This is a genomic window from Psychrobacter sp. AOP5-GZ1-6 (assembly GCF_052376345.1).
In the GTDB taxonomy this organism is placed as follows: Bacteria; Pseudomonadota; Gammaproteobacteria; order Pseudomonadales; family Moraxellaceae; genus Psychrobacter.
Genome location: NZ_JBQSVP010000015.1, coordinates 25,876 through 43,785, shown reverse-complemented (window position 1 = coordinate 43,785; position 17,910 = coordinate 25,876). Strand labels below are relative to the sequence as shown.

Sequence of the window (17,910 nt, the reverse complement as noted above, 5' to 3'; positions counted from 1 at the left end):
ATTAACGAAACTGACGCTTGCCAAACGAGGTGCTGGCTTGCTTGGCTTTTCTAAGTGCCAGCTTGCGGTTACGACTGAGCATCATTTTGAGCTGCCATACTTTTTCTTTATATAACGTTGTCGCAGGCTGATGATGCATGGCATTGATAATACGTTTACTCGCCAGCACCGCATCAGGTGAGCGCTCAGAAAACTCCGTAGCGAGCTGCTTGGCTTGTTCAAGTGGGTTGTCACCACAATGACTCACTAGACCTAATGCCTGAGCTTCATCAGCATCAATAATACGCGCGCTCATAGCCAGCTCTTTTAAGACATCTTCACGCACGACGCCAAATGCTGATTGCGTTAAGCCCATATCAGGTACCAGTCCCCATTTAGCTTCCATGATAGAGAGCTGACAATCAGGATGACTAATACGCACATCGCAAGCAAGCGCTAGTTGCAGCCCTGCTCCAATACAGTAGCCTTCTAAGACTGCAATAACGGGGACAGGTAAATCACGCCACACCAAACATACCCGTTGGAAAGCGCTCTGCCATGGTTTTACTAACTCCCAAAAAGCAAAAGCTTTATTCTTTGGATGATTCAAATCACCCAAATCAATACCCGCACAGAACGTGCCTCCTGCACCATTTAATATCACCGCTCGTATCGTTTGATCTTTGCTAATACGACCTGCCAAAGCAATCAGCTCGTTCACTACTTTGAAGCTCATGGCATTTTTTTTGTGTGGGCGATTCAAAGTGACCGTTAATATATTATCAGTGATACCAACTTGTAAGGTCTCATACTTGTAAGTAGCAATCGGTTTCATAACAATCCTTATTAATGAATGAATAAAATATAGCGCCGATAACAATGATACTAACAGGCTTATCTCTACCCTACCTCAGCAATAACTGACTGTGACGGTACAATATAGTCAAAGAACCACTAGAGCACTCACTTTACTATGGTATTCCTATATAATTATTCTGTTAGATCATTTTCCAGGTCATATCATTTTCACTCAAGCGATGATAAGTCAGCTGAGGATAGCCAGATAAATCTAACACCTGTAAGTTATTTAACGCTAACATTAGCGCCTCGTAATACGGCTCAAGCATAGCAAACTGTGCAGGGGTGGTATGCTGTACATTCAATAAACACTTATCTTCTAAATCTTGACTGGCCTGACGTAGCTGTGGCACACCTGTATAACGACTACCGCCTAATATACGATGAGCAGTTTGTGCCAGCATATTGCGGTCTCTCTTTTCCCATGCCTGGGCTAGTGCCTGTTTTTCATCATTAATCGTATCAAGCATCATAATAATAAGCTTGGCTGCCAAATCAGGTTTATTTGCTGAGCGATGCAATGCATCTTGCCAATCCAAAACCTCTAAACCTCTAATTCCTTGATCGTAATCTCCTGACTCTGTATATGCTATCCGCTCATCATGAGAACTACCTATTGGTTTTTTCGGTGCAGACAATAATGGTACCTGTCCATGTTTATTTAAATGTAGACCTTCATAACGAGGTTGGGTTTCACGTGATGGTTCTCGCCTATAGTCGTCACGAGGCTGACTGTCACGTAGGTAATTGTCACGAATTTTTTTCAATGATAAAGGACGAGTGATTTTTTGTGGGTTTGTGATATCAGATGCATCATTCTTATCGGTTTCATCTCCTTGTACCATGGTGTAAGCTTTAGTAGCAGAATCAGAGGGCCAAGTTGACTGTATTTCAGCATCTCTATTTTGCAAATCATGAGGCTGAATACTATTACTCATTGAGTGACTAGTGACCGAATCGATAACACCAGTCTCTGTCTCTGTCTCTGTCTCTGATACCTCACCATCATACAAGTCAACGCTTTGTAAATCTGTGCTAGGCAGCACCATTAATTCTGATGTGTTCGATGTCCGTCCAAGCCATTTTTGTAGTACTTGTAGCAATTGCGGTTGGCTAATAGGTTTACCAACATAATCATTGATGCCACTGGCGATCAGTTTATCTCGTTCATCCGCTAAGCCATGCGCTGTCAGCGCTATAATAGGGGTATGATTATCATCACTTTCAATATCGCGAATCTGACGCGCTGCCTCATGCCCTGACATACGTGGCATTTGAATATCCATAAATATTAAATCAATATTATCTTTACCCTGAATAGCCGTTTTATCTTCGGTATTTGCATCTTCAAAAAGCGTACTATTAGATTTTTTATTCGCTTCATCGCGAGCTTCCGCTTTAGAGAGCTGAGTTTTACTTGACAGACTCTGCTTATCATTTTTCGATAATTTGGTGTGTTTAATCTGCTGCTTACTGATAATCTCTATGGCATCAAAACCACTACTTGCTGTCAAAACATGAATACCAAGTTCACTCAACAAAGCATCTAATACCAGTAGGTTGGGTAGATGATCATCGACTGCTAGAACCGTTACCCCTTTCCAACGTGGTTCTTGCAAACTGGTTGGTACAGTCCGCTTTTGCGTATCTAGCATGGCGTAGAGCTGTCTTTTATCCAATGGTTCATACAAAATATTGGCATGATAGCGATTCAATAGTGCCTGATCCGCAGCCACTTGATAACCAAATACCGCAAGCTTGCCTTGGTAATGCAAGCGAATCTGTTTGAGCAGCGCCATCATATCGTCTTGTGTATCATCATCAACGATGACCCAGTCCCAATAATTACCGCGTTCTTTTAATGATTCAAGCACACCTGGCAATGAGTTGGCTTGGGTCAGTGTAATCGGTAAATATTGCAAGCTGGCTTTGAGCACTTGGATAGAGGCGGCATGATTAATCCATACCAACACATTAAACTCATCGGTCTCACTCGCAAGCGGTGCCAAGACTGGCAGTTCAATCGTTTGACCAGTGGCTGCTTCTAGTACATCGACATGGGCTGGCATACGAAACCAAAACGTCGCGCCCTGATTGGCGATGTTTTCTTGCGCATTGTCATGAAAGCCAATGTCACCGCCCATCAGCCTAGTCAACTGCTTGGAGATGACCAGACCCAGTCCTGTACCACCGTATTGACGAGTGATAGATGGATCGCCTTGACTAAAGCTCTGAAACAGCATTTTTTGATCTTCTACAGAAATACCCTTTCCACTATCTTGTATACTAATCATCAGGTAGTTGTCACGGTGATCATCCAAGCTCACCCGTACGACCACATCTCCAGTATCAGTAAATTTAATGGCATTGCCCACAATATTGGTCAATACCTGCTTGAGACGCAGAGCATCACCGTTGATACGCATCGGTACATCGTTATAAAACAGCACCGCCATGCGCAAACCTTTCTCTGCTGCTACTGGCGAGAGCATATCTACCACATCATAAATGGTGTCATAGAGGTCAAACTCATGGCGATCGAGTACCAATTTACCTGCTTCAATTTTGGAAAAATCCAAAACATCATTTACCAATGCTAGCAAATGAGCTGAAGACTTACGTATGGTGTGCACATACAAATCTTGCTCAGGATTTAACTCACCATGACGTGCTAATAGATTAATAAAACCATCAATACTGTTAAGTGGTGTACGCAACTCATGACTGATATTGGCCAAAAAAGCAGACTTGGCTTGACTGGTCGATATGGCGGCATCACGCGCATTTCGAATAGAGATGTTTTGCATTTCCATCTCGTCAAAGGCCAAACGTAAATCATCTTCCGTTTGCTCTGCATGATCCTTAAGCTCTTGAAAGCTCATATGCAAACGGCGGAATGTCCTGACCAAATCTTGCTGCAGCAGATTGAGCTCACCATCTGATTCAACCGGAATGGGATAATACAAATTATCTACATGAGTGCGTTGTAGCTGCAAACGTAACTCATAGATTGGTGTTATCCAGCGCTTTGAATAAATATTTAAACTGAGTAATAAAATCAATATCGTGAACAAACCAGTAATCACTAGCGCCATGGCAATACGATAACGCGCAATATAAAGCGGCTCGTTATCCATATCGATTAATAACCACAGTCTTTGTCCTTCAAAATCGCCTAGCACACTGCCATAAGCAGTACCAATCGGTGTTTGCTTTTGTGACAAGAAGCTTTCTTTGGTATCGATGGATGGCCACGCTTCATCTAATCCGTAACCAACGGCGGTAAGCACCTGATTGTTTTCGTCAATAATAGCAATACGCTGTACGTGTTGCTCCGACTGCATTCGACCCAGCTTATCTTGGATATCTTCAAGCTTTGTGATAACCGTCTGAGGCGTATCACCTATATAAATTTCGCTAGTAACTTGCTTTTGCTCTTGCTCTAATAATTCAGGAATGAGCTCGGCAATCACTGGTGTATAACGAATAAGCACCGCTTCAGCCAAGACACCTTGCTCTGAGTTACTCGCACGCATGGTTTCATAAAAGACCAAAATACCGCCAACGGCTGCCAACACACAAATTGGTAAAAACACCAATATGATTAATTGGTCATACGCACTGCTTGTATCAAAACGTTTTTTATATGCCATGCTAGTGTTACTCTCTACTGGAATGTTTGCTACCTATTAATCGTAGCGGCAAACCATCCTACCTAATAAAAAATTGTCTAAGATCGACTGAATTGAAGATGCGCCCTAGATACTTCAGCCATTTTAACAGCATTTATAAACACAAATATCATCATCTATGCCATTAACCGCATACTTAGATTTCTTCTACTGGGACTTCTGATATATAGTAAATACCTGTTGCTTTAACATCATTTAAATTATCTAGCCATTTTCGAACGCCACTCATTTAACAAAATATATTGATGCCATCAGCGTAGCCAAAAACAAAATGATATAATGACTCAAATTTTTACTGGCTATCGCTTTGTTGCGACTTATTGAAGTGGCAGTAGTACAATTAACCACTAAATCATTAACTTACCGCGATAGCAACTGTAATCACACCTTTACTCGAAAACTAAAATTATATTTAAAACTTAATATCAAAAATTAATAAGGATACCTTATGTCCGTGGCAGCCATATCAAATGCTAATTTTATTACTCAGGTCTCCACGCTTGCTGACTGTGTCGGTCAGACACCATTGGTTAAACTACAGCGCTTACCTGACACAGAGCAACTAACAAATGGCGCTACCGTACTGGCCAAGCTTGAGGGAAATAATCCAGCAGGTTCTGTCAAAGATAGACCTGCTTTCAATATGATTTATCAAGCAGAACAGCGTGGTGATATCAAGCCAGGCGATATGCTCATTGAAGCAACCAGCGGTAATACGGGCATTGCTTTGGCCATGGTCGCCGCGATGCGTGGCTATCCGATAACACTATTGATGCCGACCAACTCAACCCAAGAGCGCAAAGATGCCATGATTGCCTATGGTGCGACGTTAATCGAAGTCGATGAAGGCATTGAGGCGGCACGAGATTTGGCGATGCAAATGCAAGCAGCGGGTCAAGGTATTGTATTAGATCAGTTTAATAACCCTGATAACAGTCACGCTCACTACTTGAGCACAGGCCCTGAACTGTGGGCTCAAACTGGTGGTAAAATTACTCATTTCATCAGCTCAATGGGTACCACTGGTACGATTACAGGCGTGGCACGATATCTTAAAGAACAAAATCCCGACGTTAAAATCATTGGTCTACAACCTGATGAAGAAGCGTCTATCGCAGGTATCCGCCGTTGGCCTGCAGATTATATGCCTGGTATTTTTGATGCGGCTTTGATCGATGACGTGATGGATATCAATCAGCGCGTTGCAGAAATTTATATGCGCAAACTGGCAAAAGCAGAAGGTATCTTCGCAGGAGTATCTTCAGGTGCAGCAGCTTGGGCTGCGTTACAAGTTGCCAAACAAAACCCAGACGCAGTTATCGCTTTCATTGTATGCGATCGTGGTGATCGTTATTTATCGACAGGTTTATATAATGTCAATGATAACGTAGACAACACAGCGCTATAATCTTATGAGAATCAATATTATAAATAGTCGGGTTTATCTATGACACAAGCATTACCTTCCGACCCTATACTGGTCTTTGATATCGAGACTGTCGCCGATATTGAGGGCGCGCGGCGTATCTACCCGCAGTTGGCTGGGCTCAATGACTCAGACACCCTAAGCGCGTTGACTGCGATACGTATGCAAGAAGCTGGGCATGATTTTATGCGCCTGCCATTACAGCGTATCGTCTGCATTTCGGCTTTATATATTAAAGACGGTCAGTTTTCTTTATTTTCACTAACGGCGGATAAGCTGAGCGAAAGAGAGATTCTTACCAAGTTTTTTCGGGCCTTTAGTGAGCTCAAAAAACTACCACAGATTATCAGCTGGAATGGCTCAGGCTTTGATATTCCGGTTCTTATTTATCGTGCTATGCAATACGATTTATCAGCGCCGTGGTTATTTGAAGAAGGTGAGCGTATAAAAAACATGCGCTTTGACAACTACGTCAATCGCTTCCACACGCGCCACCTTGATTTGATGGATCGATTTAGTCAATACGGTGCCAGTCGGCGCGAAGCCATGGATATCGTCGCACGTTTATATGGTCTACCCGACAAAACAGCGTTAAACGGTAGCATGATTGGCGAGCTCGTCACTAATAATGACTGGCAAACGCTTTCTATTTATTGCGAATCAGATGTGATGAATACTTGGCTCATATATTTACGCTGGTTGCGTTTAACCGGACAGCTATCGTCATCAGGGTTTGATACTTGGCAACAGCAGAGCTATGACTATTTAGCAGGGTGTACTCAAGCAGATGGTCACCTGCGTCATCAGGACTTCATCGCTCATTGGTCCTCTGCACCCACATCGTGACATAACAGCATTACAAGCAATCACTTTTACTTTCATTTTTAGTTACTTATCATTAAGGCAGGTTTATGCAACCCACCGATTCAAAAACGGCTATAACCTCTGACGCGACGTCACAAACCAACGCTGGCCAAACTATCATCGTTCCGCCAAGCAAGAAAAAATCTAAACCATCATCAAAAACACGTCGTCGCCTAAAAGATGCCGAACCAATTCCTTTTACCATCGATAGATTGTCGCATGATGGTCGCGGTGTTGCCACCTATGGCAATGGTTTTGGGGTTGACGATGGTCATGCTGAAGACAAACATGGCAAAACAACCTTTGTCAGTTTTGCGCTACCCGGTGAAAGCGCGTTGGTCAAAATAACCAATAGTCGTAGCAGTTTTGAAGAAGGCGATGCCGTTAGCATTACTGCCAATCCAAATCCTGAGCGCACCGTACCACCCTGCCCGCACTTCGGTGTCTGTGGCGGCTGTAACTTGCAGCATTGGCAGCCAGAAAGCCAAATTACCTTTAAGCAATCTGTACTGGCCGAGATGCTCATCCATCAGGCCAATGTAACACCTGATAACTGGCTCGAACCCGTGGTCGCTGATCGTCTTGGTTACCGTACCAAAGCACGAATGGGTGTGCGTTATGTCACCAAAAAAGAAACAGCGTTGGTCGGCTTTCGCGAGCGTTCAAGTAACTTCTTAGCAGAATTAAATGAGTGTCACATTCTAGACCCAAGAATTGGTTTTGAAATTGAAAACTTAAAAGCACTCATTAGTACGTTAGAGAGTCGCAATAAGATTGCCCAGCTTGAACTGGCCATGGGTGAAAAGATACCTGAGCTGCCAGATGGCAACCAACCCGTTGCGCTTATCGTGCGTAACTTAGAACCATTGTCAGACGCTGATATAGAGAAACTCAAAGTGTTTTTTGCAGAGCGTAATTGGCAGTTATATTTACAATCTAAAGGGGCTGACAGCATTCAGCGCATCGCACTGACCGATGCTGATGATATGAGTCAGCAGTTTGGGCGCTTGTATTATCAGCTACCAGAGTACGATCTGACGTTTGAGTTTATTCCGACTGACTTTACGCAAGTAAACTTATCGGTCAATCGCAAAATGACCAAACTCGCCTGCGACTTATTGGATCTAAAAACAGGAGAGCGCGTACTGGATCTGTTTAGCGGCTTGGGTAACTTTAGCTTACCACTAGCACGGCTTGTTGGTGAGACAGGGTCTGTAATCGGCGTAGAAGGCAGCGAAGCCATGACGGCGCGTGCAGCAGATAACGCACGACGCAATGGTATCCATAACACCGAATTTTATAGCCAAGACTTGACGCAGGACTGTACCGACAAACCGTGGGCGAACCAAGGGTTTGATGCATTGCTGATTGATCCACCACGCTCTGGCGCATGGGAGATTATGCAGTATTTGCCTAAATTTAATGCTGAGCGTATCGTTTATGTCTCTTGTAATCCTGCGACGCTCGCCCGTGATACAAAGGCGTTATTAGAACAAGGCTATCGTTTGACAGATGCTGGCGTGATGGATATGTTCTGTCATACGGGGCATGTTGAGTCGATCGCCCGTTTCGAAAAAATAGCGGTCTAGTCGTTCTCTGACGATATTTATCTTTATAAATGGCTGACATTACATAGCCTCGCTTGATTTGTCGCCTTAAAATGAGATAATAGTGAACAAATTTTCTATGTTGATTTTATTTATGGCTAGAAAGTTTTATATCTATAACTTTATATATTTTATGCACAGTTTATGGCTGCTAAAAATTTTTAGCAGCTCTATCGGTTTATAGTGAATACTTTTTGAATCATAAACTTATGGCATTCAAAAGATAAAATCAGTAAGTCAAACAAGTTCAAACACTACGAGCCGTAGACTAAATAATTTTGACACCGCTGATTGTATTTTTGGGGTTTGGTAGTAGAGTGTGTATAGTAGATGCAGTTATAATCAATTCAAAATAGCTAAGAGGAGTCGGCTATGGTAAAAATTCGTGAAGGATTGCCACTTGTGGATGGACAGACCACAAAAGCCGATAGTGCAACACTTGCGGCACAGCTGGTCGCGAGCCAACGCTCTCATCAGTCTGCCAATAGCTATGCTCAAATTCCCCTTGATATAAAATACCAGCTGACCACTCATAAGCTACATACTACGTTTGACCGTTCAGCATTACACACTATCCATAGTCATGATTCCCACAGCAATGATTCACATAGTCATGATTTAGAGCTTGATAATGAATATTCCAACAACCCGCTTTTAGATGAAAATAACCCTCTCGCTGAAAAAGAGCCAGAAGTCATTGATTTAGATCAGGTGAATATCGATGTCCCTACTTGGTTAGACAACGTGGCCAAGCGTATCGGACAAGACTCTGTACCCAACTTGCATGCTGCTTGTGAGTTCATTCGTAATCACATGAATACCAACGAATCTGAACGCTCAGGTGCTTATGTGACTGGTATTGGTATGACCGACATACTGACCTACCTTTATCAAGACGAAGACGCCCTTGTCGCGGCGATGCTTTATCGCAGTGCACGTAAAGAAATCATAAGCCTTGCCGATATTGAAAAGAACTTTGGATCGCATATATCTACTTTGGTCAAAGATGCCTTAGCAATGGGTAAGCTGTCTGAAATTATCGAAAATAATAAGCGTTTGGAAGATCACTTTGTCAACAACCAACGTGACCAGTTATCCAATATCTATAGCATGCTTATTTCCGTCACTAACGATGTACGCGTGGTGCTTATTAAGCTAGCAGAGCGTACCTTTGCTATGCGTGAGCTGACATTTTCTAGTGTCACTCGGCAAAGTCGTGTGGCACGGGAAGTCATGACCATTTATGCACCATTAGCGCATCGGTTGGGTATAGCGCAACTTAAATGGGAACTTGAAGACTTAGCTTTTCGTTATCTCGCACCTGATCGCTACAAAGAAATTGCCAAACTCCTCTCCGAAAAACGTAGCGAGCGTGAGTCTTATATTCAGCGTGTACAAGACCAGCTCAATGAAGCCTTAGCAGCGTCCAATATAGAAGCCGAAGTTTCTGGACGCGTCAAGCATATATATTCTATCTACCGAAAAATGAAGCTCAAAGGCTTATCCTTTGATCAGCTTTATGATATTCGTGCACTGCGGGTACTGGTCACCACGCCTTCAGACTGTTATCACGTACTCGGTCTGGTACATGGCCTATGGCGTTATATTCCTGAACAGTTTGATGACTATATTACCAACCCCAAATCTAACGGCTATCGCTCACTACATACCGCTGTTATTGCTGAGAAAAAATCTCTTGAGGTACAGATTCGTACCCATGAAATGCACTTTGAGGCTGAGCTTGGCATGTGTGCGCATGTCAATTACAAAGAAGGTCTAAAGAATAAAAAGGATAACTATCTCAGTCAGAGAATCAGCTCTCTACGTCAATTATTATCCATTAATAATGAAACACGTAATCAGCTACGCTCACCTTCATTAACAGATGACGAACTCGATGATACGGAGCTCGATGAAGAGGAGCAACTCGTTGACTTTGATGAGCTCGAACGTATTTATATCTTCAGCCGTGATGGCGATATTACCGAGTTACCAAAAGGTGCCACCGTTCTTGATTTCGCTTACTACGTGCATACGCAGGTTGGTAACCGTGCCCAAGCCGCGCGAGTCAATCAGCGCTATGTGCCATTGACTTATCAACTCAAAACAGGTGAGCAAGTTGAAATCATCACCAAATCATCACGTGAACCTAATCGTGACTGGTTGGTTGCATCCCTCGGTTATATTCATACCAACCGTGCACGCTCAAAATTAAGGCAATGGTTCAATAAACAAGACCGTGATAAAAACATCGAGATTGGTCGTCAAATGCTCAGCAAAGAGCTTGAGCGGTTATCAGTACATCCAAACAGCATTGACTTAAATGACTATCTTCAACATTTTAATGTCAATACCACCGACGATATTATCGTTGGCTTGGTGACTGGTGAAATTGGTCTAAACCAGCTCACTAGCCATATTTCTCGTCAGTTACATCTAGAGCCTGAGAGTCCTCCAGAAGACTTCATACTTAGTGTCGATAACAGAGATGCAGACAAACTCGATGCTTATAAAATCCATATTGATGGATTAGATAATATTGAAGTTCATTTAGCAGGCTGCTGTCACCCTGTACATGGTGAGCCTATTGCTGGTTATATCACCTTGTCACGAGGTGTCAGTGTCCACAATCGTGGCTGTCCCGAATATGCACGTTTAATAGAGCGTGATCCAGAGCGCGAAATAGAAGCAGCTTGGCGCGTTCAATCCGGTCGCTATCAACCAGTTGATATTCATGTAGAGGCATATGACAGACGAGGACTATTGCGTGATTTGACACAAATTATTGATAAAGAAAACGTCAATATCCGTCAGGTTCAAACCCTTAGTAATGACGATAATATCGCTTTTTTGAAGTTTCATATTGAGGTTTCAGGACTGGCTCATTTATCTAAGCTACTGGCCAAATTGGAGCAACAGCACGGTATCTTACATGCTCGTCGAGCTGTCGTCTAAACAATACCTTGGCATTGCCTATTTACTTAACAATACTCACTTAATAATACAGCCATTAGAAAAACATCATGCCTGAACTACCTGAAGTAGAAACCACCAAGACTAGTCTTGCACCACTGCTAACACAGCAGGTTGCTGATGTAAAAGTATTTCAACCTAAACTACGCTGGGCGATGCCTGATGATTTAGATAAATTGGTTGGTTTTACACTTGATAAGGTTGAGCGCAGAGCAAAGTATTTGATACTCAGTTTCTCATCATCACGATTCAATGCTAACCGTAATACAGCCAAAGCTGCGACGTTAGAAACACGTCAGCTGTTAATTCATTTGGGCATGTCTGGCAGCTTGCAGCAACACAGTTATGGTACCGATAAACGCAAACACGACCATTTAATCATAGTCTTTAATGATGTTGATAACACACCATCTCAGCTACACTACTATGATCCAAGACGTTTTGGCTCAGTGTTATGGTATAAAGATTATGGCACGAAACTATTAGACCATTTAGGGCCTGAGCCACTGTCAGACAATTTTACTGCCGATTACTTATATCAGCTCATTCAACGCACCAACTTACCAACTAAAAAACAGCCTATTACACGCCCTATCAAATCCATTATTATGGAACAACAGGTCGTGGTAGGTGTTGGCAATATTTATGCAACCGAAAGCTTATATTTATCAGCAATTCATCCCGCAACACCCGCTCATCAATTGTCATACGATCAGATTGTTGTACTAGTTGATCATATCAAAGTCATCCTTCAAAAAGCCATCATACTTGGTGGCTCAACGTTAAAAGACTTTACAGTTGCCAGTGGTCAAACTGGTTATTTTCAGCAGACATTAAACGTTTACGGAAGACAAGGAAAGGCCTGTCCAACTTGTAATACCATACTTGATAATATAAAACTTAACGGTCGAGCAAGTGTTTTCTGTCCGAGCTGTCAACCATCGATGTGAGCAGTATTTCAGACAGTTACTGCCTATCTCATTCACCATAAATATATCAACACAGTTATTTTAGGAAAACACCTTATATTTTTTCATTAAGGTCGTTATATCATGCGTATTTTTGTTGCTTATTAGCCCGCATCTTGCTTTAATAGCAATAGCACTTACATAAATAGTGCATACGGTTTATTTATCTGTAATATTTAACCTAGCTATCGTTGCCGCGATATTTCTTTTTGAAAATAGCAGCAGCCACCAATCATACTAATTGTGAATTTTAGGATATCGTTATGACTGTTAAAGCCAAGAATCAACGCACATTTAAGCAAAAAGCTTTTACTGTCGCCGCAAGCTTAAGTTTAATGGCCGCTAGTATGCAGCCTGCCTTGGCAGCAATAGAGATTGATGAAACGGACTTTGGACCTTCCTACGAAACCATGTTGGTCGATACTGCTGTAGGCAAACCTCTACAACTTGTGAGCGCTGTCACTGGTACGGCTCTCTATCTTGTTAGTCTACCCTTCTCCGTCATCGGTGGTAAAACCACTCAAGCACAGCAAAAGCTAGTTGTTGAGCCTTGGAGCGCGATGGGACGTTGCTTAGGTTGTACAGTTGCTGAAGACAGCTATTATAAATCACAAGTCACGGATGATGATATCGTGCGTATCGTGGTAGACCAACCATCAGAAATTTTCATTAATACCAATGACTATGTCGTGGTCAATCCATAAGCAGTTATTATTAGAAAACGTTCAATAATGAACACACTCTAAAAAACAACTTTGTAAAATGACAATAAAAAAGGCTAACCTCGCGTTAGCCTTTTTTATTATTTTATTCGCCATAACAGGCAGTCAAAAACTCTAAATGGATATAAAACAGCTGAGTGCATATGCTACTAATATTACATTTGAAGAGAGTAACCCTGTAGCGACTTTCTGACTATAGCTTTATTTTGAACCATTAGTATTGCTAAGCTTAGCACTAATTTCACGCAGCAATTGCACCTCTTCTGAAGGCTCAACGACTTCTTCTACCACTTCTTCCACTTCATCAGCACGGCGCATCTTATTGACCGTTCTCACCATCATAAAGATAATAAACGCCAAAATAATGAAGTTAATCAATACAGTAATAAAATTACCGTATGCTAATACAGGTACACCCGCTTCTTTAAGTGCATCATAAGTCATAGCAATACCGTCAGGAGCATCACCTAACACTAAGAACATATTCTTAAAGTTGATCTCGCCACCGAAAATAAAAGCGACAAATGGCATAATAATATCGTCTACTAAAGATTTTGTGATAGTAGCAAAAGCGCCGCCAATGATGACGCCAACCGCTAGGTCCATCACATTGCCTTTTAACGCAAACTCTTTGAATTCTGATGTCATGCTCATAATGTATCTCCTAAAATTTTTTCGAGTATACTATATTTTATGTGCCACACAATAAGCCATCTGATAATAGGTATCATTTGAGTGCTGTAAGGCTATTTTTACGTATTTATTGCCATATTGTATACATATATTGATATCCTTAGTTATATATAACATATTATAAGTTTAATTAAGACACTATAGTTTATATAATTTAATTAATATATTAAGTAAAAATTATATTAACAGCATAAAAAAAGGCTAACATTGTGTTAGCCTTTTTTATTAATTCACTAAAATCGAATGGGTATATTAAGCACCTTTTTTACCACGACCATGACGCTTACGCTCACTTTCAGTCAAGTAACGTTTACGGATACGAATCGCTTTAGGTGTTACCTCAACCAACTCATCATCTTGAATAAATTCAAGTGCTTGCTCAAGCGTAAACTTCACTGCTGGAGTCAATGTCAATGCTTCATCAGTACCACTAGCACGGACGTTAGTCAACTGCTTAGCAGTAGTTGGGTTAACCGTCATATCGTCGCTACGAGAGTTTAGACCAACAATCATACCCTCGTATACTTCAAGCTGTGGCTCAGCAAACAGCTTACCACGTTTTTGTAGATTGAATAGTGCAAAGCCTAGGCAAACACCTTTCGCCATAGAGACAAGTACACCATTAGTACGGCCACCAACATCACCAATCTTCTGTGGACCGTAATGTGAGAAGCTTGATGTCATAATTCCTGAACCTGAAGTTAAGGTTAAGAATTCAGAACGGAAACCGATCAAACCACGTGCAGGGATAGTCGCTTCAATACGCATACGACCTTTACCATCAAGTTCCATGTTAGTCATTTCGCCTTTACGCAGACCAACTTGCTCCATAATAGAACCTTGATGCTCTTCTTCGATATCAAAGACAACGTTTTCATACGGCTCTTGTAGTTTGCCATCCACTTCTTTGACAATAACTTCTGGGCCTGAAACACCCATTTCAAAACCTTCACGACGCATGTTTTCGATAAGTACAGATAAGTGAAGCTCACCACGGCCTGATACTTTAAATTTATCAGGAGACTCTGTGTCTTCTACACGTAGTGCCACGTTATGAATCAATTCACGCTCAAGACGCTCACGAATGTTACGTGAGGTCACAAACTTACCATCACGACCAGCAAATGGTGAATTGTTTACTTGGAAGTTCATTGAAACTGTAGGCTCATCAACCGTTAGTGCTGGTAATGCTTCAACATTAGCTGGATCACAAATTGTATCTGAGATATTAAGTGCATCAATACCAGTGATACAAACGATATCACCAGCCTGTGCATCTTCAACATCAATACGATCAAGACCGTGGTAGCCCATTATTTTTAAAATACGGCCATTACGCGTACTGCCATGCTTATCAATGACAGTTACTTGTGTGTTCAGTTTAACTTTACCACGTTGAATACGGCCAATACCGATAACCCCAACAAAGCTGTTATAGTCAAGGCTTGAGATTTGCATACGGAACGGCGCGTCTGCATCAACCTGTGGCGCTTGCACAACATCAACGATGGTTTTGAACAGTGGCGTCATATCATCAGCTAAGTCATCAGCTTCTAGACCAGCAATACCATTCAACGCTGACGCATAAACAACTGGGAAATCAAGCTGTTCATCAGTTGCGCCTAAGTTATCGAACAAATCAAAAATTTGATCCATTACCCAATCAGGACGTGAACCAGGACGGTCAATTTTGTTGATGACAACAATAGGCTTTAGACCTTGCTCAAACGCTTTTTGCGTCACGAAACGAGTTTGTGGCATTGGACCATCAACAGCATCAACCACTAGCAGTACGCAATCAACCATCGACATGACACGTTCAACTTCACCACCAAAATCGGCGTGACCTGGGGTGTCAACGATGTTAATACGATACTCTATCTCTGAAGATGTATCTGTCCAGCGGATTGCTGTGTTTTTAGCCAAAATGGTAATACCACGTTCTTGCTCAATATCGCCTGAATCCATTGCACGTTCAGCAATGTTTGCACGGTCGCCAAAAGTACCAGACTGATGTAATAACTTATCAACCAAAGTTGTTTTACCGTGGTCAACGTGGGCAATAATTGCAATGTTACGCAGGTGTTTGATATCGTTCGCCATATAAAATGCTCGTTTCGTCTTAAAAAAATGCAGTAGCATTAAGCGCCGCTGGATAAACCTTTATCATCAACCAGATAGATATTGAGTATTTACTTTTAGACGATCGCACAGTGTGTGCTATTAATCAAATAATTTCAATACAATCAAGTATCTATACTGATAAATTCATCATACAGATAGCTATGCTAATGTACATTCTGTCAATTTACAGAATGTTTGGGTCGCTAGTATAACATTATTGATTCATAAATTTATGTAATAACTTACTTTTCTCAATACATAAATAAAAAAAAGCCACCCAATGGGTGACTTTTTTTGTAACTATATATTTATATCACATAACCAGTTGACTATTACTTACTGAACAACCATATCTTTAGTTTGTTCAACAGTCATTGTTTTGTCACCAGTGATGATGGCATAAACACGACGGTTCATAGCACGACCTTCTTCAGTATCGTTTGGCGCGATTGGGTTGTCATAACCATAACCAACAGTTGATAGACGGTTTGGAGCGATACCGAATTCGTTAGTTAGCATAGATTTAACAGCAACGGCACGAGCTTCAGATAGACGTTGGTTATAACGTGCTGAAGGACCAGTTTTAGAAGCATGACCTTCTACGCGTGCTGTAGAGTTAGGATACTCACGCATCTTCTCTGCTACTTTAGCAATCTCTGGTTGGTACTGAGATTTGATAGCTGATTTGTCGTTATCAAAGAATACACGTAGTTCCATTTTTAATTCATCAGTAATATCTACTGGTACTGGGCAACCGCGCTCATCTACAACTACGTTCATTGGAGTGCCTGGGCATGCATCCATGCTATCAGGTACGCCGTCACCGTCAGAGTCAAGATCAGACTCAACAACTACTACAGGAGTAGTTTCAACTACTGGCTCTTCCATTGGTGGTACGTCTACTGTAGGTGCTAAATGGCCACCAAGTACGACTTCTAGACCGGCCAATGCCATGCCTTCCCACCAGTTGTTATCAAAGTTATGAATCGCACGAGCTTCACCACGTAGGCTTAGGGCATCGTTGATACGATACATAGCACCTAGACCTAGGTTACCGATAGTGTCTTTAGAGTTTGAAACTTCAGTACCAGCAGAAACGGTATCGCCATCACTGTTAACATAAGTTTCTTGGTTTTCTACTTCGATTTTAGACTGACCAGCACCAACCAATACATATGGCTTTAGTGCACTATCAGTATAACCAGTGAATTCTTCAGTACCGATTAAGAAGTTACCAGTTAGCATGGTTTGTTCTACGTCAAAACGGTTAACGCCTGCATCAGCAGAATCTTCTGAAGCTTCGCCGTTTGCGTTTGATACACCGTACTCAACTTGGAACTGAGTAGAAGGAGTAAGTTCGATACCTAAAGCTGCACCAGTATAAAGGCTGCTTTCTTTAGCTACGCCACCGTTGCTGTTACCACGACTACCATCACCGATAGTGTTACCGTTGGCATCTACATATAGATCTTTACCAGTACGTAGAACATCACGCTGCTTATCAGCTGTGTCACTGATATCGTCAGTAACATGATAACCTAATAGTAACGGAGTAATAGTTACACCAGCGTTAGCGGCTAAAGGTGCTGCTGCTACTGCAACCAAAGCTAAAGCTATTTTATTTAATTTCATGGACTTCCTCCAAAGGATAATTTTAGTGATGCGTTAAGCAAAACCATGTATCAAGACATTTTTAAATAGACATCTTGTACGAATTTTAAGTGACAAAGCAAAACCAATTAAGGAGTAGCTTATCGATTATAGATGAAGTTTACAACTTTTTTCGTTAACGAGCTACACATTATTACACGATAAAGTTATAACTAAAACACAATAGCTCTCTGAAGTTACCTAGAACTAACACATTTTACGCTTTTTATCTTTTGCATGTTAGTTTCCAATAGATAGTAAACCTAACAACATCTATTGCCTAGTTATATTTTAATACAGTAGATACTTTTTCTCTATTACTAAAACTCATCATTCACCAATTGAAACAATTTT

11 protein-coding genes are annotated in these 17,910 nt (G+C 41.6%); 6 read left to right on the top strand and 5 right to left on the bottom strand.

Annotated features, from left to right (window positions below; genetic code table 11):
* Position 1: 1 nt before the first annotated feature.
* Together ACT3RN_RS03805 and ACT3RN_RS03800 are read right to left on the bottom strand one after the other, a co-directional pair.
* Positions 2 to 814 carry a crotonase/enoyl-CoA hydratase family protein gene (locus tag ACT3RN_RS03805; RefSeq protein ID WP_192519851.1) on the bottom strand — a complete coding sequence of 271 codons (813 nt, stop codon included), beginning with the start codon at positions 812 to 814 and terminating at the stop codon, positions 2 to 4.
* 163 nt (positions 815 to 977) lie between these two features.
* Positions 978 to 4,490, bottom strand: a complete 3,513-nt coding sequence (locus ACT3RN_RS03800; protein WP_444518505.1) for an ATP-binding protein — start codon at positions 4,488 to 4,490, stop codon at positions 978 to 980.
* 487 nt (positions 4,491 to 4,977) lie between these two features.
* Here ACT3RN_RS03800 and cysM point away from each other — a divergent pair, with 487 nt between their 5' ends.
* The 6 genes from cysM (at position 4,978) to ACT3RN_RS03770 (ending at position 13,071) form a co-directional block, all read left to right on the top strand.
* Positions 4,978 to 5,937: a cysteine synthase CysM gene (gene cysM / locus ACT3RN_RS03795; protein WP_444518504.1), complete on the top strand. Its 960-nt coding sequence runs from the start codon at positions 4,978 to 4,980 to the stop codon at positions 5,935 to 5,937.
* A 39-nt stretch (positions 5,938 to 5,976) separates the two neighbouring features.
* Positions 5,977 to 6,801: a 3'-5' exonuclease gene (locus ACT3RN_RS03790; protein ID WP_192519854.1), complete on the top strand. Its 825-nt coding sequence runs from the start codon at positions 5,977 to 5,979 to the stop codon at positions 6,799 to 6,801.
* Positions 6,802 to 6,866: 65 nt separating this feature from the next.
* Positions 6,867 to 8,408, top strand: coding sequence for a 23S rRNA (uracil(1939)-C(5))-methyltransferase RlmD (gene rlmD, locus ACT3RN_RS03785; protein WP_192519855.1), 1,542 nt, complete (start codon positions 6,867 to 6,869; stop codon positions 8,406 to 8,408).
* 390 nt (positions 8,409 to 8,798) lie between these two features.
* Positions 8,799 to 11,381: a RelA/SpoT family protein gene (locus ACT3RN_RS03780; RefSeq protein WP_192519856.1), complete on the top strand. Its 2,583-nt coding sequence runs from the start codon at positions 8,799 to 8,801 to the stop codon at positions 11,379 to 11,381.
* 68 nt (positions 11,382 to 11,449) lie between these two features.
* Positions 11,450 to 12,349 carry a bifunctional DNA-formamidopyrimidine glycosylase/DNA-(apurinic or apyrimidinic site) lyase gene (gene mutM / locus ACT3RN_RS03775; protein WP_192519857.1) on the top strand — a complete coding sequence of 300 codons (900 nt, stop codon included), beginning with the start codon at positions 11,450 to 11,452 and terminating at the stop codon, positions 12,347 to 12,349.
* 281 nt (positions 12,350 to 12,630) lie between these two features.
* Positions 12,631 to 13,071, top strand: coding sequence for a hypothetical protein (locus ACT3RN_RS03770; protein WP_192519858.1), 441 nt, complete (start codon positions 12,631 to 12,633; stop codon positions 13,069 to 13,071).
* 219 nt (positions 13,072 to 13,290) lie between these two features.
* On the opposite strand, the gene mscL is transcribed toward ACT3RN_RS03770, so the two are convergent.
* From mscL to ACT3RN_RS03755, 3 genes are all read right to left on the bottom strand, one after another.
* The gene (gene mscL, locus ACT3RN_RS03765) at positions 13,291 to 13,743 is read right to left on the bottom strand and encodes a large conductance mechanosensitive channel protein MscL (protein WP_444518503.1); all 453 of its coding nucleotides are present in this window, start codon (positions 13,741 to 13,743) and stop codon (positions 13,291 to 13,293) included.
* Between the two features lie 291 nt (positions 13,744 to 14,034).
* A complete protein-coding gene (gene typA, locus ACT3RN_RS03760) occupies positions 14,035 to 15,885 on the bottom strand; it encodes a translational GTPase TypA (protein ID WP_444518502.1) in 1,851 nt (616 codons plus the stop codon).
* 357 nt (positions 15,886 to 16,242) lie between these two features.
* Positions 16,243 to 17,538, bottom strand: a complete 1,296-nt coding sequence (locus ACT3RN_RS03755; protein WP_444518501.1) for an OmpA family protein — start codon at positions 17,536 to 17,538, stop codon at positions 16,243 to 16,245.
* Positions 17,539 to 17,910: the final 372 nt, after the last annotated feature.

What these genes read in the sequence shown, in the direction of transcription:
- ACT3RN_RS03805 (WP_192519851.1), bottom strand. Translation starts at nt 814, where the DNA reads ATGAAACCGATTGCTACTTACAAGTATGAGACCTTACAAGTTGGTATC.
- ACT3RN_RS03800 (WP_444518505.1), bottom strand. Translation starts at nt 4,490, where the DNA reads ATGGCATATAAAAAACGTTTTGATACAAGCAGTGCGTATGACCAATTA.
- cysM (WP_444518504.1), top strand. Translation starts at nt 4,978, where the DNA reads ATGTCCGTGGCAGCCATATCAAATGCTAATTTTATTACTCAGGTCTCC.
- ACT3RN_RS03790 (WP_192519854.1), top strand. Translation starts at nt 5,977, where the DNA reads ATGACACAAGCATTACCTTCCGACCCTATACTGGTCTTTGATATCGAG.
- rlmD (WP_192519855.1), top strand. Translation starts at nt 6,867, where the DNA reads ATGCAACCCACCGATTCAAAAACGGCTATAACCTCTGACGCGACGTCA.
- ACT3RN_RS03780 (WP_192519856.1), top strand. Translation starts at nt 8,799, where the DNA reads ATGGTAAAAATTCGTGAAGGATTGCCACTTGTGGATGGACAGACCACA.
- mutM (WP_192519857.1), top strand. Translation starts at nt 11,450, where the DNA reads ATGCCTGAACTACCTGAAGTAGAAACCACCAAGACTAGTCTTGCACCA.
- ACT3RN_RS03770 (WP_192519858.1), top strand. Translation starts at nt 12,631, where the DNA reads ATGACTGTTAAAGCCAAGAATCAACGCACATTTAAGCAAAAAGCTTTT.
- mscL (WP_444518503.1), bottom strand. Translation starts at nt 13,743, where the DNA reads ATGAGCATGACATCAGAATTCAAAGAGTTTGCGTTAAAAGGCAATGTG.
- typA (WP_444518502.1), bottom strand. Translation starts at nt 15,885, where the DNA reads ATGGCGAACGATATCAAACACCTGCGTAACATTGCAATTATTGCCCAC.
- ACT3RN_RS03755 (WP_444518501.1), bottom strand. Translation starts at nt 17,538, where the DNA reads ATGAAATTAAATAAAATAGCTTTAGCTTTGGTTGCAGTAGCAGCAGCA.